The following is a 23,552-nucleotide window of genomic DNA, read 5'->3' on the forward strand; positions in this document are numbered from 1 at the left end:
TTTCAGGACAATGCGGTCTCAGACCCAAGAATGGCCGGGCTTAGCCCTGCTCGCTGCCGACAGGCTCCGGGGCCTCAGCCTTGTGCCGATTGCCGGCCCCTGGCCTTTTGCCTGATGTCGCCGATTCCACGGTCTTGCCGCGGCGTGCGGCCATGCGCTCGGACAAGGAGCTGGGCTTGCCCTTCGAGTCGCCCGTGGAACCGCTCTCCGACTGGTTTTGAGCTTCGCCGTTGGCGGCTGGCTTTTCGGAAGAAACCTTATCGGCGGATTTCCTGTCTGCGGAGGTCTTCTTATCCCCGGAAGTGTTCTTGTCGGCAGACGCTTTGGGCTGGCCGGCCAGCTTCTCCCGCAGGCGGCTTCCGAATCCGGATTTTTCGGCACTGGGAGCGCGCTCGGGGTCTGCCTTGAGCTCAGGGGAAGGCTGTGCGGATGCCTGGTCCGGCGCCGGTGCATTCTCCTGCGCAGGCGAGAGGGCAGGGGCTTCCTGCTCGAAGGCTTCCGAGGCGGCGCGGTATTCTTCGATGCCTTCCGGCGGCTCCTCAGGGATCAGCTCAGGGAGAGGCGCATCCTCGCCTTGTGCGGCGCGCAGGATCTGCATGGACAGGTTCCGCATCTCCTCGCGGAGCAGATAGTTCTCGCTGTCGAAGTGGCGGGCCATGGCCAGCTCTTCCTCCAGCGCCGACAGCCGCGCCAGGAGAACCCGGTTTTCCTTGGCGAGCGCCGTGTCGGAACGGCCGAAGAGACCTCGGACCGGAGATTCCCCCGATTCCAGCGCGGCGCGAAGATTCCGGATGTCTTCGGCCTGGCGCTTCACCGTCGCTTGGGCGGCGCGCAACGCTTCCCTGTCGCGGGCGTAGCGGAAGCGCAGCTCCTCGTCGGTCTTCTTGATATCGGCCATCGCCTCACGGGCGGTCTGAAGCTCCTCCTCCATCTGGGGGAGGCCGCGGCTCAGGGTTTGCTCCAGCGCCTGCTTGGCGCTTTCCGTCTCGTCCAGCTTGGCCTTCAGCTCGGACAGCTCGCCTTCGAGCTCGTTGATACGCACCCGTCGCTTGCTGGTTTCCACCAGTTCGCGGACCGCCTTCGCCTTGGCCTTCTCAAGTTCGGTTTCGAGCTGGCGCAGCTCGGTCGCGAACTCGGCCCGCTGGCGGTCCTTGTCGGCCTGAATCTCGGCCGAGGTCATGGGGAGGGTGTCTTCGAGCTGACGCCGCGTGATGCGGGCGGCCCGATTCCATAACGCAGGCACGAAGAGCACCGCGATCAGGCCGGCGAGGAAGAAGCCCAACGCCCCATATAGTATCGCTTCGATCATCGGGCCATGCACTCCCACATGGGGGATGTTTTACCTCAGGCGGTCTCGGGCTGGCGAGGCTGACCCGCGCCGCAAATCCGCGGGCCGCACCTGCTTCATTACCGCCAATCTAGAACGGATTCCAGGTGGGTTGGCGGGTATATTTCAGATAGCCGATATTCGCCCCCAACCTGAGGCCGACGCCCGACCGGATCGGCGCGAGCACGATGTTGTCCTTGGTCAGGAAGGTGATGCCCACACCGCCGATGAGATAGGCGGAGCCGTCGACGCCGGCGAACTTCTGATAGATCTGGTTGGGATCGCGCAGGTCATAGACCAGCACCATGGTCTTGGAGCCCTCGCCGCCGAAATCGTACCCGACGGACGGTCCTTGCCAGAACACCTGATGGGCGCCCGCATCCTTGGTGTAGAGGGTGCCTTCGCCATAGCGCAGGCCCGCGACGAAGGCGCCGCCCGCCTCTTCGCCAAGGATATAGCCGTTAGGCCGGCCGCGGCTCTTGAAGGCGTATTCGATGACCTTGGCGAGGTCGTGGGAGACGGTTCCGAAGAAGCGGTGGCCGGCCTCGGTGATCTCGCTGACGGAGAAGCCGTCATCCTGCGCCTCCGGCGGCACGTAATTTTGCTGAGGACCGCTAGGCGGCACGGGTTCATAGGGACGGCCCGGCCCGTCGTCATAGCTTCGGCCGTAGGTGTCGTTGTTGTTGTAGGTGTTGCCCTGATCGTAGCTGTTGCCGCCCTGGTAGGTATCGCCACCCTGATAGGTGTTGCCGCCTTGGTACGTGTTCTGATCCGGGTAGGTGTCGTAGCCGCGGTCGTAGCCTTGCTCCTGCTCGGGGCTGGGCTGTCCGTAGGCGCGGGGCGTGGCGCCCTGGCTCGGGTCGATATTGGTCGGCCCGCCGGCCTGGGCCAGACGCAGCGGCGACTGGGCGCCCGGCGCAGTCTGCGCCTGGATCTGCGACGGCAGCGGCAACAGCATCAGTGCCGCGATGACGGGGATGGCAAGCCGTTTGAGCTGCATGGGTCTCGTTATGCTGAGCGCAGCCGCCGTATCTTCAGAACCCTGCTCGGCTGCGCTGTGACAAGTCGCGCTATGTTCGGTCCTAACTGGTACCAAACTGTGGCTGTGGTTAATGGCGGGTTACCAGTTGGGCTTGCACGCACGCAATCCTTAGCGTGACTTGCGCGTGATTTGCCTCAAGCCGGTTTGCGGCCCCAGGCGATAAAGGCGGGGTTCTTGAGCCCGCTGTCCCATTTGCCGTAGCGCAGCGGATTGCCGTCGATGGTGACCACGCTGCCGCCAGCGGCGCGGAGCACGGCGTCGGCCGCGGCGGTATCCCATTCCATGGTGGGGCCGAAGCGGGGATAGAGATCCGCCTTGCCCTCGGCCAGTTGGATGAACTTGAGGGACGAGCCGGCACTGTGGCGCTCGGCGATGGGGAGATCTTTCAGGAAATCCTCGGTCGCCTCGTCGAAATGGGAGGCGCTGACCATGGCGGTGATGCCCTCGGCCGGGACATCGCGCACGGAGATGGGGTGGGCATCCAGGGTCTGCTGCTCGGCTTCGATGTCGGGATCGAGGCTCGCGGCAACCGCGCGGTGCTCGGCGATGGTGAAGGCGATCTCCTTGCGGGCCGGCGCATAGACCATGCCGAAGACGGGTACGCCATCCTCGATCAGCGCGACGTTGACAGTGAAATCCGTGCGCCGCTTGATGAACTCCTTGGTGCCGTCGAGCGGATCGACGAGGAAGAACTGATCGCCGCGATCCCTGTCGAGCTCATGGGCCGATTCCTCCGACACGATGGGGATCTCGGGATCGATTTCCCGCAGGACCGCAAGCAGGACTGCTTCGGACTCCTTGTCCGCCAGGGTCACCGGGCTGTCATCGCTCTTTCGCTCGAAACCTGCATCGCTGTGGTAGTGCCGCATGATCGCCGCGCCGGCTTGGCGGTTGGCGACGAGAAGCATTTCGCAGGCGCGCTCGGAGTCGAAGCTTTTCATAGGATCCTATCGCGTGTTGTGGCTGATGGGGCCGGGAAGGCAAGATAGACCGGATTAGGTGATTCGGTCTCTCGCAGCGGCGCTAGGGAGCCGTTTCCCTTTACCAGAGTTTCCCCGGCCGGGGCGACATTTCCGTGTCCTGCGACACCGAAGAGGAGGCCATTAGGACACCATGAGCGAACAGCCGATTCCCGATATCGACCTTACGGCGCTGATCTCCAGCCGGATCTGCCACGACGTCATCAGCCCGGTGGGCGCGATCGCCAACGGGCTTGAGGTCCTGAGCGAAGAATCCGATCCGGAGATGCGCGAGCATGCCATGGAACTCATCACCAAGAGCGCCGCGACGGCCTCGGCCAAGCTGCAATTCGCAAGGCTCGCCTTCGGTGCGGCCGGGTCGGCCGGCGCGGAGATCGATCTGCGCGATGCGGAGAAGGTCTCGCGCGATTTCGTGCAAGGAAAGCATGAGCTTACCTGGACGGGACCGCTCGCGACGCTGGCGAAGAACAAGGTGAAGCTGCTGCTCAACATGGTCTCGCTCGGCGTCGTCGCCCTGCCGCGGGGCGGCACGCTGGATGTCCATATCAACGATCAGGCCACACGGTTCGAGATCCGCGGCCAGGGCAAGGCGGCCGGCCTGAAAGACGAGATGAAGGCGCTACTCGCTCCCGACGGACCCACCGAGGGGCTCGATGCCCATTCCATCCTGCCTTATTTCGCCCGGCGGCTGGCAGATTCCATCGGCATGACGATCGCCGTCGACAATCGCCCCGAAGAGGTGGTGATCACCGCCAGCTAGGCGCGGGAATGGCGGGAATCCGCCATCTCGAGCCTCTTGCTCAACGAAGCGTAAACCTCAGTACGTCATACTGCCGGCTTCGAACCGGTGCGCAACGATGCGGGATGCCGGGCGTGCTGGGTTGAAGGTATGGATGAGCTCTTAGGGGAATTCCTGGCGGAGACGGACGAGAATCTCGAGCGGCTCGACACGGAGCTATTGCGCTTCGAACGCGAGCCGAACAATCAGGAGATTCTCAACAAGATCTTCCGCCTGGTGCATACCATCAAGGGGACGTGCGGCTTCTTCGGCCTCGATCGTCTGTCGGCGATCGCCCACGCCACGGAATCGCGGCTCGGCGAATATCGCGAGGGCGAGGCGGTGACGGTCGAGGGCGTCAGTGTCGTGCTGGCCTGCCTGGACCGGATCAAGGAAATCCTGAGAGGGCTCGAAGAGGGAAAAGAGCCGCCGGGAGACGATGCGGATCTGATCGACCGTCTCGAAGCGCTGAAAGATATGGCGGCGCTGGATGTCGGGCCCGAAGAGCATGCGGAGACCTCTACCGCGGCGACCTCCCAGCCTGCGCAGAATTGGGAGAAGGGCCCGAGGAGATCCGTCGCGCCGGAAGGCCTGCCCGAACCGCCCAAGCCCAGGGCGTTCTTCAATGCCGCGCCCGAGCCTGAAACGGCTGAAACGGCAGATGCCCCGGAGGAAACACCCTCGGAGGAGCCGGAGGCGGCTAAGGAGACCGATGTTCTCGCCGAGGCCGACGCGTCTGAGGAGTCTCAGCCGAAATCCGAAAAGCCCGCGGGCGACGCAAATCCCGACATGATCCAGATGGTCCGGGTGCGGGTCGACACGCTGGAGCATCTGATGACCACGGTGAGCGAGCTGGTGCTCACCCGGAACCAATTGATGGATGTGGCGCGCCGGACGGACGAGACCGGCTTCAAGGCGCCGCTCCACCGGCTTTCCAACGTCACGAACGAGTTGCAGCGCGGCATTATGAAAGCTCGCATGCTGCCGATCTCGAAAAGCTGGCAGAAGCTTCCGCGCCTGGTGCGCGAGCTGTCGCTTTCTCTCGATAAGCCGATCAAGCTGATCAGCGAAGGCGGAGATGTGGAGCTCGACCGGCAGGTGCTGGAGTTCGTGCGCGATCCGCTGACCCATCTGATCCGCAACGCAGCCGACCATGGCATCGAATCTCGGGCCGAACGGCAGGCGGCCGGTAAGCCGGAGCAGGGGATGATCCGGCTCAGAGCCTTCTCCGAAGGTGGGCATATCGTGATCGAGATCGCCGATGACGGCCGCGGGCTGAATGCGCGCGCCATCCGCGACAAGTGCCTGGAGAAGGGGCTCGCCACGGCAGCCGAGCTCGACCAGCTTACGGACTCGGAGCTTCAGCAATTCGTCTTCCGGCCGGGTTTCTCCACGGCGGCCGAGGTCACCGATGTTTCGGGCCGCGGCGTCGGTCTCGACGTGGTGCGCAGCGATATCGAGCTGATCGGCGGCACCGTGGAGCTGAAATCGAGCAGCGCCCGCGGCAGCGTCTTCGTCATGCGGATTCCGTTGACGCTCGCAATCACCGCGGCGCTCATCGTGGAGAGTGAGGATCTGCGCTTCGCCCTCCCGCAGCACAACGTCGTGGAGGTGGTGCGGGCCCATGCCGGCTCCGACTACCGGATCGAGATGGTCAACGACGCGCCCCAGCTTAGGCTGCGCGGCAAGCTGGTCCCGGTCTTCGATCTCGCCGAACTGCTCGGCGAGCGCGGTGCCGAGGCCCGCGCGCCGGAACGCTTCGAAAGCGGTATGACCACTGTGGCCGTGGTGGAGCTCGGGTCGCGGATCTTCGGCATCATCGTCGATGACGTGTTGCGAACCGAAGAGATCGTGGTCAAGCCCAAGGCGAGCCTGCTGCGCAATCTGACGGTTTTCTCCGGCAACACGATCCTGGGCGACGGCAGCGTTATCATGATCATCGATCCGACGGCTCTGGCCCATCTCGCCGGGGTGGACGAGATCCGCGTGGACAGCCTTGCGGCGCCTGTCGAGGTGGAGGCGAAGCCGGAGGAAGAAGAGAAGCTTCCGCTCCTGCTCTTCATGGCCGGCTCGTCCTCGCGCAAGGCGGTGCCGCTCTCCCTGGTGACGCGGCTTGAGGAGATTCCGGCGTCGCAGCTGGAGCTTTGCGACGAGGGCTACGTCCTGCGCTATCGCGACGGCCTCATGCCGGTGCTTTTCATGGAGGGCGTTAAAAAGCGGTCCGGCGAAGATCTGCAGCCGATCCTCGTGTTCAGCGAGGAGGGCCGCAATGTCGGCCTCGCCATCGATGAGATCGTCGATATCGTGGAGGAGAAGATCTCCATGGAAATCCATTCCAACGCGCCCGGCGTATTGGGAGCGTGTCTGGTCCATGGAGAGGTGGTCGAGGTGGTGGATGTCTCCCGCTATGTCGGCGAAGGGCTCGGTCATCGGATCCTGGTGAAGGAGACCGAAGGCAGCCGGACCCAGAGGGTCTTGCTGGTCGACGACAGCCAGTTCTTCCGCAACATGCTCGCCCCGCTGCTTTCCGCCAACGGCTATGACGTGACGCTTGCCGCTTCCGCTCACGAGGCGCTCGAGTTGAAGGAGGAGGGGCAGCTCTTCAATGTGATCATCAGCGATCTGGAGATGCCCGATCTCGACGGGATCGCCTTCGCCGAGAAGGTGAAGGCGGACCGGGCATGGGCGGAGACGCCGATGATCGCGTTGTCGTCCCATACCTCGGCCCGGCTTATCGCCCGGACCCGGGCGGCGGGCTTCGCCGACTATGTCGGTAAGTTCGACCGGCAGAAGCTGATGGATGCGCTCGAGACGTGCTGCTCGCGCTGGGAGGCCGCTGCATGAACCAACAGATGAGTGACCAGATCCGGCGCCGGGCCGAAGAAGGCTACGTGACCGCCATGGTGGGCGATCAGCTGTTCGGTGTCGCGCTCACCCAAGTGCGGGACGTGTTCGTGCCGAAAGGAATTTGCCGCGTGCCCATGGCGCCGCCGTCCGTGGCAGGGCTGCTCAGCCTGCGCGGCCGGGTGGTGACCGCAATCGATCTCCGCCGCCGGCTGGGACTGCCGGCGCGGGAGGCCGACGCGCCTTGCGTCGCTATCGGGATCGAGCGCGGACAGGAAGTCTATGGATTGATCGCGGACCGGATCGGCAACGTGCTGCGTCCGGCTGCGGAGAGCTTCGAAGCCAATCCGATCAATCTCGCTTCGAGCTGGTCGGAGGTTTGTGCAGGCATGCATCGCCTTGAAGAGGGGGTCATGGTGGTGCTCGACATCGAGAGCCTGCTGAATGCGGAGAAATTGAAAGAGGCAGCTTGAGGCGCGCTTGGTTGGAGCGGCCACAATAATTAGAGGGGCTGATGAAACATTGCCTGGTGGTGGACGACAGTCCGGTAATCCGGAAGGTCGCCTGCAGGATTCTTGAGGATATGAACTTTAAGGCGTCGGAGGCGGAGAATGGCCAGGAGGCGCTCGATCAGTGCCGGGTCTCCATGCCCGACGCCGTGCTGCTCGATTGGAACATGCCGGTCATGGACGGCATCGCGTTTCTGGTGGCGCTGCGCCGCGAGCCGAACGGCGACAGGCCGATGGTGATCTTCTGCACGACGGAGAACGACGTCAGTCACATCACACGCGCTATCTCGGCCGGCGCCAACGAGTACATCATGAAGCCCTTCGACCGGGACATCATCGAGGCGAAGTTTCACGAGGTGGGCCTGATCTGATGTCGGATGCGCCGGCCACCAAGCTCCCGTCCATGGGCCTCCGCGAGGGGGCTGGGGAGAGAGAGTCGGACCGCCCCATTCGGGTGATGGTGGTCGACGATTCCCATCTCATGTGCTGGCTGCTGACCCGCTGGATCGGTGAAGCGCCCGGCCTGGAGTTGGCCGGCATCGCCTCTTCGGGAAGTGAGGCGGTCGCCACGATCGGTCGGCGCTGCCCGGACGTGGTTCTGCTCGATCTGGAGATGCCCGAGATGGGCGGTCTGGAAGCGCTGCCGACGCTTCTGAAAATCTGCCCGTCGGCCAAGGTGCTGGTGGTCTCCGCCCTCACCAAGAACAATGCCGGCGTGGCTCTGGATGCGCTGGCGAAAGGCGCGGTCGATTATGTGAGCAAGCCCAGCGCCTCTGGCCAGAACTGTGATGGCCAGGAATTCCGCCGGGCTCTCCTGAAGCGGATCGAGGCAATCTGCCGGCCGCCGGAGCCGCGGCCTGTGCGCCGGCCGCGCCAAGCCAAGCTGGACACCAACCGGGCGGCGCTGGGCTTCGGCGATGGACCGGCCATGCCCGTGGTCCGAAAGCCGTTCTCCATGGTGGTGCCGCGGGTGATCGGGGTGGGCAGCTCGACCGGCGGGCCGGAGGCCCTGCTGCGTTTCCTCACCCCGCTTGCGCCTGCCATCCGGCGGGCCCCTGTGCTGATCGCCCAGCATATGCCGGCGGAATTCACGCGCACCCTTGCGGCACGGCTTGCCATCGCCACAGGCATGTCGGCGAAGGAGGGCATGGACGGCGAGCCGATCAAGCCTGGCCATATCTATCTGGCGCCCGGCGATCGCCATATGACCCTCGCCCCGTCCAAGCCGCCGACCATTGCGATTAGCGATGCGCCGCCGGTGCGGTATTACCGCCCCTCTGTCGATTTGCTGTTCGAAAGCCTGGTCGATGTTTACGGGCCGGCCGTCCTCGGCGTCGTTCTGACCGGGATGGGATCGGACGGTATGGAAGGCGCCGGGGCGATCTCGAAGGCCGGCGGCAGCGTTATCGCTCAGGATCAGGCCTCGAGCGTCGTCTGGGGCATGCCGGGTGCGGTCTCCACCGCCGGATACGCCGCCGGCGAAGGAACGCCGGAGCAGTTGGCCGAGGTCACGGTCGGTCTTTTCGAGATGGAGCGGCCATGATGCTGACGCCGATGACCCCGCAAGAGTTCAAGTTCCTCGCCCATGCGGTGAAGGAATGCACCGGTGTCAGCCTCACCGAGGATCGGAAGGAGTTGCTGCAGTCGCGGCTGAAGCGCGTGCTGAAGGAATACCAGCTCGATTCGGTGCCGGCCCTGTGTGGCGCCATGGCCCGCAGCGACGGCGAAAGCCTCAAATGGCGGCTCGCCGAATGCGTCGCGGTTCAGGAGACCTATTTCTTCCGGGACAAATCGGTCTTCGACTGCTTCGAGGATCAGGTCTTGCCCTCGCTGATCGAGGCTCGAAAGGCAAGCCGGCGCTTGCGTATCTGGTGTGCGGGTTGCTCCACGGGTCAGGAACCATACTCGGTCGCCATGCTGCTTGCCGATATGGCCGACCGCCTGGAAGGGTGGGAGCTTGAAATCCTCGCCACGGATTTCTCCGAAGAGGCCCTGCTGACGGCAGGGCGCGGGGTCTACAGCCAGTTCGAAGTGCAGCGCGGCCTGCCCGTGACGCTGCTGGTGAAGGACTTCAAGCGGGTGGCCGATGGGTGGGAACTTGCCCCGGAGATCCGCGAGCGGGTGCACTTCCGGCATCAGAACCTGATGCATAACAGCATGCGGCACGGCGTGTTTGACGTCGTATTCTGCCGTAACGTGTTGATATATTTCGACGAAACGACGAAGCGTCAAGTGCTGTCGAGGCTCGCTCAACAGGTGCGGGCGGATGGGTATCTGCTGCTCGGCGCGACGGAGAGCGTGCTCGGCCTCTGCGACGGGTTCACCTCTCTGGAGACCCCGTGCCCGGGCGTTTTTCGTCCGGTTTCTGCGGAAAATGAGGGGAAATCGAGTGGGGCGGGGGCGGCAGATTCGTCGACCGCGTCGGCTCCGAGCTCTTCGACTTCATCGCGTTCGGCCGGAGATTCCGCTGCCGGACCGGCGATTGCCGCCGTCGGGCGTTAATCATCCGCAATAAGCTATTGGAATCTTGAAAAGAAAAACGCCCCCAGATTTTCGGTCCGGAGGCGCTTCTCGGTGCTGAGTAAGTCTGAAAAGTCGTTGTTACGCGGCGACTTCGGATTCCTCTTCGGCGTTCCGAAGCACGTAGCCGCGGCCCCACACCGTTTCGATGTAGTGCTTGCCGCCGGTCGCAGCCGCCAGCTTCTTGCGCAGCTTGCAGATGAACACGTCGATGATCTTCAGCTCGGGCTCGTCCATGCCGCCATAGAGATGATTGAGGAACATCTCCTTGGTGAGGGTGGTGCCCTTCCGGAGCGAGAGAAGCTCCAGCATCTGGTATTCCTTGCCGGTCAGATGCACCCGCTGGCCATTCACATCGACGGTCTTGGTGTCGAGATTGACGCGCAGGCCGCCGGTGGTAATGACCGATTGGGCGTGGCCCTTGGAGCGGCGTACCACGGCGTGGATCCGGGCCACCAACTCATCCTTGTGGAAAGGCTTGGTCATGTAGTCGTCGGCGCCGAAGCCGAGACCGCGAACCTTATCCTCGATGCCGGCAAGTCCCGACAAGATAAGGATCGGCGTCTGAACCTTGGCGACCCGAAGGGTCTTAAGAACCTCATAGCCGCTCATGTCGGGCAGGTTCAGGTCCAGAAGTATAATGTCGTAGTCGTAGAGTTTTCCGAGGTCGACACCTTCTTCGCCGTAGTCAGTCGTGTAGACGTTAAAGCCGTCCGACTGCAGCATCAGCTCGATGCTCTGGGCGGTCGCGCTGTCGTCCTCGATTAGAAGCACCCTCATTCTGATCCCCCGGTCGTCGAAATTTCAGGTTTGCTTCTCGGGGTCGCAAACCCTGTGAAACGCGAATGGTTAACTCGAATCAAGAAATTAGCCCCCAATAGTTAACAAAAACTAACCTGTTAGGGGTGAGTTAATTCTCTGACCGTGGCGCTGCCTCAATCGTTAGGCCGGAACTTTAAATGCCTCAGGTATGGTTTACCGGCGTTTAAGTGCTCTTTGGCATACTGCTCTTTATCGGGGGACGTCCGGGACGAGGGAAGCGGTAAGTGCCGCAACCTCTTCGGGTTTTTCAATGCGGCGAGGGATCGATGCTCGGCGCAGGAAAGCGGGGGACCTTTTGAAACGAGAGTGTTTTTCGTCGGCGCATGCCGCGCCAGCCGCCCCATGAGGATGTTCGCTTTTTAGAGTGTTTCAAAATGGTGGCACGTTATTTGAACCGTGCCCAATAAAGCGTTCGAAGTTGTTGAGGTACTGAGTCATGAAGTCACGGGACGCACTGATCCGCCTGAAGCGTTTCGAAGTCGACGAAAAACGCCAGACGGTGGAGGACATCGAGGCCATGATCGCCGATTTTCGGCAGATGGCCGCCGATCTCGACCGGCAGATTGCGATCGAGCAAGAGCGGGCCGGAGTGACGGATGTCAATCACTACGCCTATCCCACCTTCGCCAAGGCGGCTGTGGAACGGCGCGATAATCTGATCAATTCCTCGCGCGATCTAGAAGAGAAGCTGAAGCAGGCCCAGGAACGGCTTGCCGAGGCGGAAGAAGAGCTGAAGCGGGTCGGCATGCTGGAAGAGCGCGACCGCGGTCGGGGCGAAGCTGCCGAAAGCGATCGTTCCAATCTGGAACACCCGGGACAGCATCGGGTCGCCAGCTAAGCTTTTTGTTTCGCGCTTCTCGCGCATTGAAGACGGCGATCAGCCGTGAAATCATAGGCCGCCCGGCGCGCTGACGGGCGGCCTTCGCGCGTCAGGGCGCATCCCACCAACAACACGGAGGGCGGCATGCCGTCTTTCGACATCGTTTCGAAGACCGATCTCTCAGAGGTCGATAACGCGCTCGCCAATATGAGCCGCGAGATGGAGCAGCGCTACGATTTCAAAGGCGCTTCGGCCTCCATCGAGCGCAAGGGCGACGAGATCGTTATCAACGCCGACGACGACCTGAAGCTGAAGCAGATGCACGAGCTGCTGCAGGGACATTTGGCGCGCCGGCAGATCGATGCGGGCTGCATCGAGTACAAGACGGCGGAAAAGGCGGCGGGTCAGTCGGTGCGCCAGACGGCGGTAATCCGCCAGGGGATCGACAAGGAACTCGCCAAGAAGCTGGTCAAGGAGATCAAAGCCCAGAAGCTCAAGGTCCAGGCAGCGATCCAGGGCGACGAGTTGCGCGTCACCGGCAAGAAGCGGGACGACCTTCAGGCCGTGATCGCCTTTCTAAAAGAGCTGTCCATCGAGCAGCCGCTGCAATATGAGAATTTCCGGGACTGACGGGGGATAGAGATTGCGCGCGGGGCGGTCGATTTCAGTTGCGGTCGGATTGGCCGCGCTGCTCACCGCGAATCTCTTGGCCTGTACCGCCCAGCCGGTGAAGACCGTGCGCGGTTCCAAGCCCATCGACGCCTATGTGCTGCTCGGCAGCATCATCAAACGCTGCTGGTTCAGCCCCGAGCATCCTCTGCTTCGCGAGAAATACGTCTATCACGCCGACGTCGCGCCGGACGGGAGCAAGGTGCAGATCTCAGTGCATGAGAAGAAGCCCGACGGCCGGCCGGGCTATGGCGCCTATGGAATCTTCTTCCATGAGGAAGGAGGGCGCACGGTTCTCAATCAGGAGAACAAGCGCATGCCGCCGCCGCTTGCCGCCAAGATGCGCACCGACGTCGAGCGCTGGCACCGGGGTGCAACGGACTGCAACGCGGATATGCCGGCGCCGACCCAAGCCGATGCGCCAACCCACTCGTAAGGCATGAATAGAGCGCGAGGGGCGCTAAGCCCCTGAAGGGAAGGTTGCTAGCCGCGATATTCCTGAACGCGGGTAGCGCGCAGGCCCGGAAGGCCGTGCTTGTCGATGGAACGCTGCCAGCTCAGGAACTCGTCAACCGTGAGCGTATAGCGCTCGCAGGCTTCCTCCAGGCTGAGGAGCCCGCCGCGAACTGCGGCGACGACCTCGGCCTTACGGCGGATCACCCAGCGTTTCGTATCTTTTGGCGGAAGGTCGGCCACGGTCAGCGGGCTTCCATCCGGTCCGATCACGTAACGGACACGCGGCCTGTAATGCTCAGTCATCGTACTCACTACACCAATCGATGAGCTTTATATTGCTGCGGAGAGTAGCGCTGGCCTTTTAAAAATTACCTAAGCGAGCCGGTAAAGGAACGACCAAACGGATCGGCTAAAATTGCTGGTTTTACGAGGAAAATTTCTTCTCAACGACCATTTGTGCCAGCTTGGCACGAAAGTCTACGGTCGGAGGTCTCAAGTGTTTCATTGCGAGACCTTCGGAGATCTGAGGGCGAAAAGGATGCGCGCACCTGCGTCTTGCTTGCGCTTGCGTGACTTTCCGCCACCGCCTATCTTCCGCCCAACGTGACAACTATGACATCTCGGCTCGACGGAGCGTGGTGCGGAGCGGGATGGCCGCCAGCGCGATTCGCCGCCGCGCCGAGAATTTCATGACGGTGCGCGCGGACGCGTATCGAAGGCCCCGGTGAGTGGGCCATTTGATTTTAAGAGACGACCCTATGTCCAACAGTCTGCATCTTGAGGGTTTGCCGGCCGAGAACCGCGTGGTGGTTGCCATGTCGGGCGGCGTGGATTCCTCGGTGGTGGCTGCGCTCCTGAAGAGCCAGGGCTACGACGTGGTCGGTATCACCCTGCAGCTTTACGATCATGGTGAGGCGGTGGGCCGCCGCGGCACGTGCTGCGCAGGCCGTGATATTCACGATGCCCGCCGGGTGGCCGAGACCATCGGCATTCCCCATTACGTGCTCGATTACGAACGCCGCTTCTCCGAGGCCGTGATCGGTGCGTTTGCCGACAGCTATCTTTCCGGCGAGACGCCGGTGCCGTGCGTCGCCTGCAATCAGAAGATCAAGTTCCGCGATCTGCTCGATACGGCGAAGGATCTGGGCGCTGCCTGCCTGGCCACCGGACATTACGTGCGCAGCCGCCCTGTCGACGACGGGTTTGCCCTTTATCGCGCCCATGACCAGGAGCGCGATCAGAGCTACTTCCTGTTCAACACGACGCCGGAGCAGCTTTCCTTCCTGCGCTTTCCGCTAGGTGATCTGCCGAAGGATGAGACACGGCGGCTGGCCCATGAGTTCGGCCTGCCGGTGGCGGAGAAGTCCGACAGCCAGGATATCTGCTTCGTGCCCACCGGGCGCTATACGGATGTGATCGAGCGTCTGCGGCCCGGCGCTGCGGAGCCCGGCGATATCGTCCATGTGGACGGCAGCGTGCTCGGGCGCCATCGCGGGATCATCAACTATACGATCGGCCAGCGCCGCGGACTTGGCATCGCGGCTTCCGAGCCGCTTTACGTTGTCCGGCTGGATGCGGACAGAAGCGAGGTCGTGGTCGGCCCGCGGGAATGGCTGCTGGCGCGCCGGATCACCTTGCGCGACGTCAACTGGCTCGGCGAGGAGCCGCTTGAGACGCTCACCGAGGGCAAGGACGTGCTTGCCCGGGTGCGCTCCAGCGGTGTGGTTCAGCCTGCTACGCTGTCCTGGCAGAACGGCGAAGCAGTGGTCGAGCTTGAGGATGGCGAGGAAGGTGTCTCGCCTGGACAGGCATGTGTGTTCTATGCTGCCGATGGTGACGAGGACCGCGTGCTTGGCGGGGGCTGGATCACGTCGGCGGTGTTCGGTGACGATGAGATCGACGGCGCGGCAAAGAGTGCGGTGCGCGGGTATGAAGAACCGATCGTGGCGGAGCGGCGTTAACCCGTTGAGCTTCAAGCACAGGTTGAGAGTGAGAGGGGCGTAAGTTGCGTGCAAAACAAATCCTGATGGACACGGATTCCGTGCTCGATGCCTATCGGCGTTGGGCGCCCGTCTACGACACGACCTTCGGTAAGGTCGCTGCGGCAGGCCGCAAGCATGCGGTGGAGCTGATCAACGGCCGCGAGGGCAGGGTGCTCGAAGTCGGGGTCGGCACCGGTCTCTCTCTGCCCGCCTATCGCGACCATCTGAAAGTCACCGGCATCGACCTGTCGCCGGAGATGCTGGCCAAGGCGCGGGACAAGGTGGAGCGGCTCGGTCTCGATCATGTCGAGGGGCTGCACGAGATGGACGCCACCAATCTCGATTTTCCCGACGACAGTTTCGACACGGTCGTCGCCATGTATGTGATGACGGTGGTGCCGGATCCGGAGAAGGTGATGGCGGAGCTGGAGCGCGTTTGCGCTCCGGGCGGTGAGGTGATCCTCGTCAACCACTTCAGCCAGGACGACGGTGTGCGCGGCTGGTTCGAGCGCCGCATGGCGCCGCTGGCCGATCAGCTCGGCTGGCATCCTGTGTTCCCCGTTGAGACCGTGCTGGTGCGCGACGACCTGCGCATGACCGAGAGCCATTCCCTTCGGCCCTTCGGCCTGTTCACCATGCTCCGCTTCGTCAAGGAGCCGGGCTATGGACTCGGCCGCACCCCGCCGGCGATGCCGGCGCGCAAGCGCTCCGGCCGGCAATCGGCCCAGGTCATGGCCGCGCGGCTTGCCATGCAGGGGCGCAAGATGACCGATATCCGCTATTGGCGTTCGCTGCGCCGGCGGCTGTCGAGCCAGAGCGCCGACTAGGCTTCTCTCAGAAGCTTCCCGAACGATCTTCCCAATAGAAAAGGGAGCCCGCGATTGGGCTCCCTCGGTACTATTGGGCTACGTCCGACTGCGCCGACTACTCGGCGGCCTCGGAAGAGGGCGGTGCGGAGCTCTGAATGTCCGCGCCCGAGGTCGGATCGGGTTCACCGCTGCCGCCGGGCTTCACGGCCTCTTCAGAGTCCATATCACTGGACATTTCCTCGGCAGCTTCCGATCCAGGCGGTGCGGAGCTCTGGATGTCGGCACCGGAAGTGGGATCGGGTTCGCCGCTCTCGCCAGGCTTCACGGCGGCTTTCGGCTCGCTCATGCTGTCGTCGGTCGCCATATCGCCTGCGGGCTTGGCCGCGCCGTCAACGTCGCCGGTGTCCATATCGACCGGATCGCCGGTGGCGGCTTCAGAGCCGGGCGGCGTGGAGCTGCGCTCCATGGCAGCGCCTGACGTGTCGGCCTCACCGGACTCCGGGCTCATGGCCGCATCGGAGGCATCGGAGCCACCCATGGTCTCGGCAGCATCCGATCCGGGCGGTGCGGAACTCTGTCCCTTGGCACCGCCGGACGTATCGGCCTCGCCGGATTCAGGTGTCTTGGCCTTCTCTACCGCGGTCGACGTGTCGTCAGACATCGCCGAGTCGTCCGCGGCCATTGCCGGCGTCAGGCTCATCACGAGCGCGACGGCGGTCGTCGTCAAAAGACGGTTCATGATCTTCTCCTTGAGCGTTTCCAGTTTTCTCCCAACGGGACGCTTTGGTGCGCCGCTCGTCTGGGTCGTAAAACTTTGAGCTAAGGACGTTCGTTCCAGCCGGCGGAAAGAAACCAAAAGATGCGAAAGCGGCAGGCGCCTCCGCTTTCAAGCCTTCTCAAGCGTGTTACGAGTTGCTACATAAGCTGCAGCCAAGGACGCTTTGCGTCGCGCCGCCATGGCGATCCCGATGGATTGCCAGATGCGGCTATTCGGCCTAAAAGCCCGTATTCCGGGCGTAACAGCCTACATGATGGCGGAGTAGCTCAGCTGGTTAGAGCAGCGGAATCATAATCCGCGTGTCGGGGGTTCAAGTCCCTCCTCCGCTACCATTCTTAGGAAATAGCGATTACCCATGACTTGGGAGCCTCGATTTGGGGCGCACCCAAGTAAGCAGCCGATTTTATCGTTTTACCTCAATGATCTAAATCGGAAATTCCTAGCCTCCCGACATGGTAGGCTAGATGTCCGCAGCCAAATGGCAGCTCCCGGTTGAGCACGGCCATTGGACTTTTAAGAGGTTTCCGGGACGGCACGGGTTGCTGCCGCCCGTCCTCTAACAGGCGCCGCATAGATCGGCGCCAAGGAAAACTAATCAGTGACAATGACTTTCGATTCGCTCGGCCTCGCCGAGCCCTTGCGGCTCGCGCTTGAAGCCGAGAAGCACCTCAAGCCGACTCCGATTCAGATCAAGGCGATTCCAGTGGCGCTCGAAGGGCGCGACCTGCTCGCCGTGGCTCAGACGGGAAGCGGCAAGACGGCGGCCTTCACGCTGCCGCTGCTGCATCGGCTTGCAGCCGACAAACATCATCGCGTGCCGGGTTCGCCCCGGGCGCTCATCCTTGCGCCGACCCGCGAACTGGCCAGCCAGATCGTCGAGCGCATTCATGCCTATGGCCGCCGGCTCAAGCTGAACACTTCGGTGATCTTCGGCGGCGTTCCCCACGGTAAGCAGATCAAGGCTCTCAAGGCCGGCACCGATATCGTCGTAGCGACGCCCGGCCGCTTGCTCGAGCTCTTGAACAATCGCCACATCAAGCTGGACCGGCTCGAGGTTCTGGTGCTCGACGAAGCCGACCGCATGTTCGACATGGGCTTCATCAGAGACATCCGGAAGATCGTCCGGTTCTGCCCGAAGCAGCGCCAGACGCTGCTGTTTTCCGCCACCATGCCGCCGACCATCGCGGAGCTGGCTAAGGAGGTCTTGCACGATGCGCAGCGCATCGAGATCTCGCCGGAAAAGGTGGCGGTCGATCGCATCCGCCAGCAGGTCTACTTTGTCGGCGCGCAAGACAAGCGGAAACTGCTTGCGGACTTGATCGACGGGCCGGAGACGGGCCAGGCGATCGTGTTTACCCGGACCAAGCGCGGCGCCGACCGTGTCTGCCGCGGTCTCGTCGAGGGCGGCACTTCTGCGGTCGCCCTGCATGGCAACAAGGCCCAGGGCGCCCGTGTGAAGGCGCTGGAAGGCTTCCGCAGCGGCAAGGTCCGTGTGCTGGTGGCGACGGATATTGCGGCGCGCGGGATCGACATCCCCGGCATTTCCCACGTCATCAATTACGAGCTGCCGAACGAGCCGGAGAGCTATGTGCACCGCATCGGCCGTACGGCCCGGGCAGGCGCTTCGGGTATTGCGCTTTCGTTCTGCGATGCCGCTGAGCGGCCTTATCTGAAGGCCATCGAGCGGCTCACCCGCGTGGCCGTGGAGGCGGTGGACCATCCGCTTGCGCAGGTGTCTCAGGATGAGGCGCCGAGGCGGCCGGCAAAACGCGGCGCGCGCGGCGCCGGACCGGCTCGGAAGCGCCGCCGTCCCGGAAAGCGGCCGGTGCCCGGAGGCCGCCCGTTCGCTAAATCCAGAGCAGTGCAGCGTCAATCGGAGGCTTCGGTATGACCAAATCTTCTCTCGCCCGCCTGTCGGCGGCAAAACTCAAAGGGGAGGCGCTCTTCGAGCGCCGCCTAGCGCCACAGGAACTGATCAAGCAAGAGCGGCAGGTGGCCTCTGACGCCATCTCAGCGAAGACGGAGCGCCTGCGTGCGCTGCGTCTCGCCAGGGAAGCGGCCGAAAAGCAGGACGCGCCCATCCCCGGACCCGGTTCCGTGGCTCGGAAAAAGGTGCGGCGTTCGAAGCAGACCTGACAAGGAGAGCGGCCAGATGGCGTTCAAACCAAACTATAATTACGAGAAGGCCGAGCGTGCTCGGGCCAAAGCGCAGAAAAAGCAGGACAAGCTGCAGCGGCAGCAAGAAGAGACCGCAAAGCGCAAGTCCGACCGTGACGATGAGAGCCCTGCAGCCGTGAGGGAAGAAGACTCCGGCGCGGCTTAGGCAAAAAGGACAGGTCATGGCTAGAAAGCAAAAGGCGAAGCCCCAGGGCTTCGTGCTGTTCGACGTCGTCTACGAGGACGGCACCCAGACGTCCAACCGGAAGGTGCCGGCAACGGAGCTTGCCGGGCTGGAAGGGGATGCGCCGGCGCGCGATATCATCGAGGATCAGGACCGGAAGATCGTCGAAGCCTCGGGCGTTGCGCGGGCGCCGATCAAATCGATCAGCCGGAGCCCAAGCACGCGTTCGAGCACCCGTGGCCGTGCAGCGGAAGCGGCCGGAGGCGTCTAAGGCGTATCCATCTCCGTCACCGATGACGGAGATGTGGTTTTCCGTGACGGCCGCCCCCGCGATACAGTCTTCAAGAGATAATATTCCTCCATGAGGATTGCGGCTCGATCGGGTCTTCCCGATCCATCTCTTTTTCGAGAGAGGAGGTCAGAATGCGGTTTCTCTCAGTTGCACTGCTCTTCGCGCTGGTGGTTGCACCGGCGCTTCATGCGACGTCTGCAAGGGCCGAGCCCACGGAGATCACGGTCCGGGTGCTCGGCAAGGATTCCAAATTCGTCGGCACCAGCATGGGCGGCGTGCAGATCACCTTGCGGGATGCCCAGACCGGCGAGGTCCTGGCGAAGGGCGTCACCGCAGGCGGCACCGGCGATACCGAGCTTCTGATGCACAAGGATCGCGGGCGGCGCGCCCAGCTTTCCGACGACTCGGCGGCGAAGTTCTCCGCGACGCTCGATCTCGACACGCCCCGGCTGATCAAGGCGGAGGCTTATGGTCCGCTCGGCCAGCTGCAGGGCGTGGGCCACGCCTCTTCCACCCAATGGGTGGTGCCGGGCAAGGACGTGACGGGTGGCGACGGCTGGGTGCTGGAGCTGCCGGGCTTCGTGGTGGATGTGCTTTCGCCGCCGGCCCATGTCCGGATTCCGGCAGGCACGAGCAGCGTGCCGGTTGAGGCGAATGTCGTGATGATGTGCGGCTGCCCCATCGAGCCCGACGGGCTGTGGGATGCCGACGCTTACGAGGTGAAGGCGCTCATCCGCCATGATGGCGAGCCGGCCGGCGAGGTCGCCCTGAGCTATGCCGGCGAGACCAGCCAGTTCAAAGGCGAGGTGCCGGTCGACGGGCCGGGCGTCTACGAGGTCACGGTGTTCGCCTACGACCCGGCCAACGGCAATACCGGCCTCGACCGGACGACCTTCATCGCCAAGGGCGAGGAATAATCGCTGACAAACAGCCCGCTCTAGTGGGCCATCAGGGCGGGGATCTTGCTGTTCGCCATGACGTGGCGGGTGGCCCCGCCCAGCACCCATTCTCTGAAGCGCGAGCGGCCGAAGGCACCCATGACAATCAGGTCGGCGCTCTTCTCCTCCGCGATCTTCAGGATCTGCGCGCCCGCATCCGCGCCGGGGATCTGCTTGTCGTATTTTGTAGCATTCACCCCGTGGCGCTTCATATAGGCGAGGGGATCGGGAGCAGGCACCCGCAAGGTGTCGGGTAGGGTCTCCTGAGACGGGCCCACGAGCAGGGTCACTTCCTCTGTGTGCTTCAGAAGCGGCATGGCCTTGCGCAAGGCGGCGGCGGCCTGAACGCTGCCGTTCCAGGCGACGATGGCGTGCTTGCGCGCGACAGGCCCGTCCCATTTTTTTGGAACGACGAGGGTGGGGTAGCCGGAGAGTGCCATCTGCACGGCCGGTCCCCATAGCAAATCGGCGCCCGGTGTCGACTGCTCCACCACGACGAGATCCTGCAGGCGGCAGGCCTGGAGCAGCACGTCGGCGGAATCGCCTTCGCCGATCATCCAGCTATGGGTGACGCCGGCCGCATCGGCCGCCTCGGTGAAGCGCTTCTCGGCCGCCTTGGCCTCGCGCGCTTCGGCGTCAGAGACCTTCGCGATCTCTTCCTCGGACGGGTTCATGAACGGGGTCTTGGTGACTGTCCGGAGCATGGCGCTTTCCGGCAGGCTCGCCACGCCGGTCAGATGGGCCTCGTCCTGCTTGGCGATCTCCACGCCAACGCGGAGGGTCGCATCCCCTCCGGCCAGCGGCATATGCACGAGAATTTCCTGGTAGCCTTCCACGCCGTTCCTCCTCCAAGCGTTTTCTTTGAGCCAGAGGATGGGCCGAAGCTTCGCCGCGATCAAGGGAGAGGCTTGGCACAGCTGCAGGACTGATAAGCATCGTCCGTCAGAACGTTGGGAAGACCCCGCGCGGGGCGCCGAACTCCTCAGGCCAGGTCACCCAGGGGACGTCCGTGGCGCAAATCACCTTCTCGCGCACGGTCCAGCGGCCGGCGCGCTTGAACAGCAGGGCGTGAATGAGCCCGCCGCACATATCGTCTTCCACGTCTTGCGCGTAGTCGGTTTTGCTCCAGTCGATGGGCTTGCCGCCGGGGCGCTGGGGTTCGGCCTGCAGGAAGGCCCAGTTTCCGCAAACGCCGAAATGACTGATCACGAAGACGACGTTCTGGTTGAACTGCGGCTGAATATCGGTCCGCAGGGTATCGAGAATGGCCTTGCGCGCCGGGGAGCCGGGAGCAGGCGTGTGCGGGCACGACTTGGCTGCGACGGACTGAGGCAGGGCGGTGAAAAGGACCGCGGCCAAGAGTGAGGTCAAGAGGGTTGCGAAAACGGTCTTCATGGCAATCAGAACCTCCGGAAAACGGCGTAAAACACCTGAAACGATAGAGCCGCAGGCAGCTTCAGGACAAGGTGACGGCGCTCTATCGATCCGATCTGCCTCGGCCGGAACCATCCTCTTGAGAAACCAAGGAGAAAAGGGCGGCTTGTCTCTTAGACAAACCGACTCTAAAAGTCTCCTTTTGCACTCCTAATCCATTAGACTGAGCGGATAATGCTGGCGCCATTCCTCATCATGTTGCGCGAAGGTTTGGAGGCCGCGCTGATCACCGGGATCATCGCGACCTATTTGCGCCAGACGGGCCGGTCCGCCTGGATGCCGATGGTCTGGATCGGCATCTTCCTAGCGGTTGCCATGTCGCTCTTTGTGGGTGCGGCGCTGCAATGGGTCAGCGCCGAGTTTCCGCAGAAGATGCAGGAGCTGTTCGAGGCCTGCGTTGGCTTCGTCGCGGTGGTCGTACTCACCTCCATGGTCTTCTGGATGCGCAAGGCCGCTCGCTCCATCAAGGCGGAGCTCCACGATTCCATCGATACGGCTCTGGAGTCCTCTGCCGCCGGCTGGGCGCTGATCGGCATGGTGTTCTTCGCCGTGGCGCGGGAGGGGCTGGAATCCATCTTCTTCCTGCTCGCCATCTTCCAGCAAAGCTCAGGTCCGGCAATGCCGCTGGCGGCGCTTGCCGGCGTTCTGCTCTCCATGGCGGCGGGCTTTGCGATCTATTTCGGCGGCCTCCGGCTGAACCTGAGGCGCTTCTTCCGCTGGACGGGGATCTTCATCCTGTTCGTCGCAGGCGGTCTCCTGGCCGGTGCGCTGGGCAGCCTGCACGAGGCGGGTCTGTGGAACGGTCTGCAGACGCCCGCCTACGATCTGACCGAGGTGCTGCCGGTCTCCGGCGTTCTGGGCACCATCCTCTCCGGCATCCTCGGCTATCAGGACAGCCCGAGCATCGGCGAGGTGATCGTCTATCTGGGCTTCCTCGCCTTCACCCTCACCTGGTTCCTTCAGCCCTACACGCCGTCGACTGAGAAGACGGATACGGGTGCGCTGAAATCCGCGGAAGGGACCAATGCCTGAGCAGCCGGAGCAGACAGGCGGCGCGCCGTCGTCGCGCTGGGTCTATGGCGGCCTGGTGGGCGCGATCCTTCTCATGGTCGCGGGCGGCGTGGCGTTCTATCTCGCCACCCAGCGGAAAGGGCCGGACACAGCGGCCGCCGACTACACGGTCTCGGTCTCGGCCAAGTCTTGCGAGCCGAACGAGATCACGGTGCCCGGCGGCAAGCGCAGCTTCGAGATCGTGAACACCTCCGACCGGCCCATTGAGTGGGAGATTCTGGACGGGGTCATGGTCGTGGCGGAGCAGGAGAATATCGCGCCGGGCTTCCGGCAGACCCTAACGGCCCAGCTCGCCCCGGGCGAGTACGAGATCACCTGCGGGCTGCTCTCCAATCCGCGCGGCAAGCTGGTGGTGACGGAGTCCAAAGAGTCGCGGGCGGCCGCGGCCGATGTGGGCCTGCGGAAGTTCTTAGGGCCGCTGTCGGAATACCGGGTCTATCTCGTGCTGCAGAGTGCGCGGGCAGTCGCCGAAGCGGAAGATCTGGCGGCGAGCATCGAGGCGGGCGATTTGGAAGACGCGCGGGTGCAATGGGAAGAGGCGCGCCTGCCCTATAAGCGGGTGGAGCCGGTGGCCTATCGCTTCTCCGATCTGGAGAACGCCATCGATCCGGTCGCCGATTATCTGGCCAAGCGCGAGGACGATCCCGCCTTCACCGGCTATCACCGGATCGAATATGGGCTGTTCGAAGAGAACACCACGGAAGGGCTGCAGCCGGCGGCCGATCAGCTCGTGACGGATCTGAAAACGCTGAAGGAGCGTCTGGCCGAGCTGAAGCTCGATCCGGCGCTACTGATCTCGATCCCGGCCGACATGTCACGGCAGTTGGCGCAAGGAAAGATCGCGGACGGCGAGGACCGCTATGCCGAGACCGACCTTGCCGATATCGCGGCCAATTTCGAAGGGATCGCCAAGATCACCGGGCTGCTGCAATCGGTGGTGAAGCCGGTGGACGCAGGTCTCGAAGCGCAGATCGAAGAGGATCTGGCGGATATCGAAAGCCAGCTTGCGGCGCTCAAGACGGAAGGCGGATACCCGCCCTATAGCGAGGTGGACGACAGCGCGCGTGCAGCCCTGGCGGATGCGTTCGGCGCGCTTGCCGACACGCTCGACCGGCTCAATTCAGTGATCGGATAGTTGCC

The 23,552-nt window shown here is 63.4% G+C and carries 26 protein-coding genes and 1 tRNA gene; 19 read left to right on the plus strand and 8 right to left on the minus strand.

The features are described from left to right. Nucleotides 1-40 precede the first annotated feature (40 nt). The 3 genes from ACFQ2F_RS05635 to cysQ all read right to left on the minus strand — a co-directional run bounded on the left by ACFQ2F_RS05635 (nt 41) and on the right by cysQ (nt 3,310). Nucleotides 41-1,309 carry a hypothetical protein gene (locus ACFQ2F_RS05635; RefSeq protein WP_379086968.1) on the minus strand — a complete coding sequence of 423 codons (1,269 nt, stop codon included), beginning with the start codon at nt 1,307-1,309 and terminating at the stop codon, nt 41-43. A 109-nt stretch (nt 1,310-1,418) separates the two neighbouring features. Beyond that, complete coding sequence (locus tag ACFQ2F_RS05640; RefSeq protein ID WP_379086971.1) at nt 1,419-2,327, minus strand: DUF1134 domain-containing protein; 909 nt, start codon at nt 2,325-2,327, stop codon at nt 1,419-1,421. Between the two features lie 176 nt (nt 2,328-2,503). After that, nucleotides 2,504-3,310: a 3'(2'),5'-bisphosphate nucleotidase CysQ gene (gene cysQ / locus ACFQ2F_RS05645; RefSeq protein WP_379086974.1), complete on the minus strand. Its 807-nt coding sequence runs from the start codon at nt 3,308-3,310 to the stop codon at nt 2,504-2,506. 172 nt (nt 3,311-3,482) lie between these two features. On the opposite strand from cysQ, the gene chpT reads away from it, so the two are divergent. The 6 genes from chpT (at nt 3,483) to ACFQ2F_RS05675 (ending at nt 9,982) form a co-directional block, all read left to right on the plus strand. After that, a complete protein-coding gene (chpT, locus tag ACFQ2F_RS05650; protein ID WP_379086977.1) occupies nt 3,483-4,109 on the plus strand; it encodes a histidine phosphotransferase ChpT in 627 nt (208 codons plus the stop codon). 129 nt (nt 4,110-4,238) lie between these two features. Next, nucleotides 4,239-6,971: a hybrid sensor histidine kinase/response regulator gene (locus ACFQ2F_RS05655; RefSeq protein WP_379086980.1), complete on the plus strand. Its 2,733-nt coding sequence runs from the start codon at nt 4,239-4,241 to the stop codon at nt 6,969-6,971. Next, on the plus strand, nt 6,968-7,444 hold the full coding sequence (locus tag ACFQ2F_RS05660; RefSeq protein WP_379086983.1) for a chemotaxis protein CheW: 477 nt from the start codon (nt 6,968-6,970) through the stop codon (nt 7,442-7,444). The genes ACFQ2F_RS05655 and ACFQ2F_RS05660 overlap by 4 nt, the downstream gene beginning before the upstream one ends. A gap of 41 nt (nt 7,445-7,485) precedes the next feature. Continuing rightward, nucleotides 7,486-7,851, plus strand: a complete 366-nt coding sequence (locus ACFQ2F_RS05665) for a response regulator (protein ID WP_379086986.1) — start codon at nt 7,486-7,488, stop codon at nt 7,849-7,851. Next, a complete protein-coding gene (cheB, locus tag ACFQ2F_RS05670; RefSeq protein ID WP_379086989.1) occupies nt 7,851-9,023 on the plus strand; it encodes a chemotaxis-specific protein-glutamate methyltransferase CheB in 1,173 nt (390 codons plus the stop codon). Before ACFQ2F_RS05665 ends, cheB begins: the two co-directional genes overlap by 1 nt. Further along, on the plus strand, nt 9,020-9,982 hold the full coding sequence (locus tag ACFQ2F_RS05675) for a CheR family methyltransferase (protein WP_379086992.1): 963 nt from the start codon (nt 9,020-9,022) through the stop codon (nt 9,980-9,982). Before cheB ends, ACFQ2F_RS05675 begins: the two co-directional genes overlap by 4 nt. Before the next feature lie 99 nt (nt 9,983-10,081). On the opposite strand, the gene ctrA is transcribed toward ACFQ2F_RS05675, so the two are convergent. After that, a complete protein-coding gene (gene ctrA / locus ACFQ2F_RS05680) occupies nt 10,082-10,780 on the minus strand; it encodes a response regulator transcription factor CtrA (protein ID WP_379086995.1) in 699 nt (232 codons plus the stop codon). A gap of 478 nt (nt 10,781-11,258) precedes the next feature. Between ctrA and ACFQ2F_RS05685 the strand changes: the two genes are divergently transcribed. The 3 genes from ACFQ2F_RS05685 to ACFQ2F_RS05695 all read left to right on the plus strand — a co-directional run bounded on the left by ACFQ2F_RS05685 (nt 11,259) and on the right by ACFQ2F_RS05695 (nt 12,747). Then, on the plus strand, nt 11,259-11,660 hold the full coding sequence (locus tag ACFQ2F_RS05685) for a flagellar export protein FliJ (protein WP_379086998.1): 402 nt from the start codon (nt 11,259-11,261) through the stop codon (nt 11,658-11,660). Between the two features lie 126 nt (nt 11,661-11,786). Further along, entirely contained in the window at nt 11,787-12,272 is a 486-nt protein-coding gene (locus tag ACFQ2F_RS05690; protein WP_379087001.1) for a YajQ family cyclic di-GMP-binding protein, read from the plus strand. Nucleotides 12,273-12,348: 76 nt separating this feature from the next. Further along, nucleotides 12,349-12,747 (plus strand): hypothetical protein, encoded by a 399-nt coding sequence (locus ACFQ2F_RS05695; RefSeq protein WP_379087004.1) that lies wholly within the window; start codon nt 12,349-12,351, stop codon nt 12,745-12,747. Nucleotides 12,748-12,794: 47 nt separating this feature from the next. Here ACFQ2F_RS05695 and sciP read toward each other — a convergent pair whose 3' ends face one another. After that, entirely contained in the window at nt 12,795-13,070 is a 276-nt protein-coding gene (gene sciP / locus ACFQ2F_RS05700) for a CtrA inhibitor SciP (protein ID WP_069095034.1), read from the minus strand. A gap of 455 nt (nt 13,071-13,525) precedes the next feature. Here sciP and mnmA point away from each other — a divergent pair, with 455 nt between their 5' ends. Both mnmA and ACFQ2F_RS05710 read left to right on the plus strand, forming a co-directional pair. Beyond that, entirely contained in the window at nt 13,526-14,728 is a 1,203-nt protein-coding gene (gene mnmA, locus ACFQ2F_RS05705) for a tRNA 2-thiouridine(34) synthase MnmA (RefSeq protein WP_379087008.1), read from the plus strand. A gap of 44 nt (nt 14,729-14,772) precedes the next feature. Then, complete coding sequence (locus ACFQ2F_RS05710) at nt 14,773-15,576, plus strand: class I SAM-dependent methyltransferase (RefSeq protein WP_379087011.1); 804 nt, start codon at nt 14,773-14,775, stop codon at nt 15,574-15,576. Nucleotides 15,577-15,673: 97 nt separating this feature from the next. Here the strand turns inward: ACFQ2F_RS05710 and ACFQ2F_RS05715 are convergent, their stop codons facing one another. After that, the gene (locus ACFQ2F_RS05715; protein ID WP_379087015.1) at nt 15,674-16,297 is read right to left on the minus strand and encodes a hypothetical protein; all 624 of its coding nucleotides are present in this window, start codon (nt 16,295-16,297) and stop codon (nt 15,674-15,676) included. Between the two features lie 294 nt (nt 16,298-16,591). On the opposite strand from ACFQ2F_RS05715, the gene ACFQ2F_RS05720 reads away from it, so the two are divergent. The 6 genes from ACFQ2F_RS05720 (at nt 16,592) to ACFQ2F_RS05745 (ending at nt 19,886) form a co-directional block, all read left to right on the plus strand. Beyond that, nucleotides 16,592-16,668: transfer RNA gene (locus ACFQ2F_RS05720), tRNA-Met, on the plus strand. A gap of 272 nt (nt 16,669-16,940) precedes the next feature. Beyond that, the gene (locus ACFQ2F_RS05725; protein WP_379087018.1) at nt 16,941-18,227 is read left to right on the plus strand and encodes a DEAD/DEAH box helicase; all 1,287 of its coding nucleotides are present in this window, start codon (nt 16,941-16,943) and stop codon (nt 18,225-18,227) included. After that, nucleotides 18,224-18,472 (plus strand): hypothetical protein, encoded by a 249-nt coding sequence (locus ACFQ2F_RS05730; protein ID WP_379087021.1) that lies wholly within the window; start codon nt 18,224-18,226, stop codon nt 18,470-18,472. Before ACFQ2F_RS05725 ends, ACFQ2F_RS05730 begins: the two co-directional genes overlap by 4 nt. A 16-nt stretch (nt 18,473-18,488) precedes the next feature. Continuing rightward, on the plus strand, nt 18,489-18,659 hold the full coding sequence (locus ACFQ2F_RS05735; RefSeq protein ID WP_379087024.1) for a hypothetical protein: 171 nt from the start codon (nt 18,489-18,491) through the stop codon (nt 18,657-18,659). A gap of 16 nt (nt 18,660-18,675) precedes the next feature. Next, nucleotides 18,676-18,948, plus strand: coding sequence for a hypothetical protein (locus ACFQ2F_RS05740; protein WP_379087027.1), 273 nt, complete (start codon nt 18,676-18,678; stop codon nt 18,946-18,948). Between the two features lie 152 nt (nt 18,949-19,100). Further along, nucleotides 19,101-19,886 (plus strand): hypothetical protein, encoded by a 786-nt coding sequence (locus ACFQ2F_RS05745; RefSeq protein WP_379087030.1) that lies wholly within the window; start codon nt 19,101-19,103, stop codon nt 19,884-19,886. 20 nt (nt 19,887-19,906) lie between these two features. On the opposite strand, the gene ACFQ2F_RS05750 is transcribed toward ACFQ2F_RS05745, so the two are convergent. Further along, nucleotides 19,907-20,743, minus strand: a complete 837-nt coding sequence (locus ACFQ2F_RS05750; protein ID WP_379087033.1) for a universal stress protein — start codon at nt 20,741-20,743, stop codon at nt 19,907-19,909. Between the two features lie 106 nt (nt 20,744-20,849). Continuing rightward, nucleotides 20,850-21,302, minus strand: a complete 453-nt coding sequence (locus tag ACFQ2F_RS05755; protein ID WP_379087036.1) for a hypothetical protein — start codon at nt 21,300-21,302, stop codon at nt 20,850-20,852. Nucleotides 21,303-21,515: 213 nt separating this feature from the next. Between ACFQ2F_RS05755 and efeU the strand changes: the two genes are divergently transcribed. Continuing rightward, nucleotides 21,516-22,373, plus strand: coding sequence for an iron uptake transporter permease EfeU (efeU, locus tag ACFQ2F_RS05760; protein WP_379087039.1), 858 nt, complete (start codon nt 21,516-21,518; stop codon nt 22,371-22,373). Beyond that, entirely contained in the window at nt 22,366-23,547 is a 1,182-nt protein-coding gene (gene efeO, locus ACFQ2F_RS05765) for an iron uptake system protein EfeO (RefSeq protein ID WP_379087042.1), read from the plus strand. The genes efeU and efeO overlap by 8 nt, the downstream gene beginning before the upstream one ends. The last annotated feature ends 5 nt before the right edge of the window (nt 23,548-23,552 follow it).

The sequence above is a fragment of the Methyloligella solikamskensis genome (assembly GCF_042676065.1).
Taxonomy (GTDB): domain Bacteria; phylum Pseudomonadota; class Alphaproteobacteria; order Rhizobiales; family Methyloligellaceae; genus Methyloligella; species Methyloligella solikamskensis.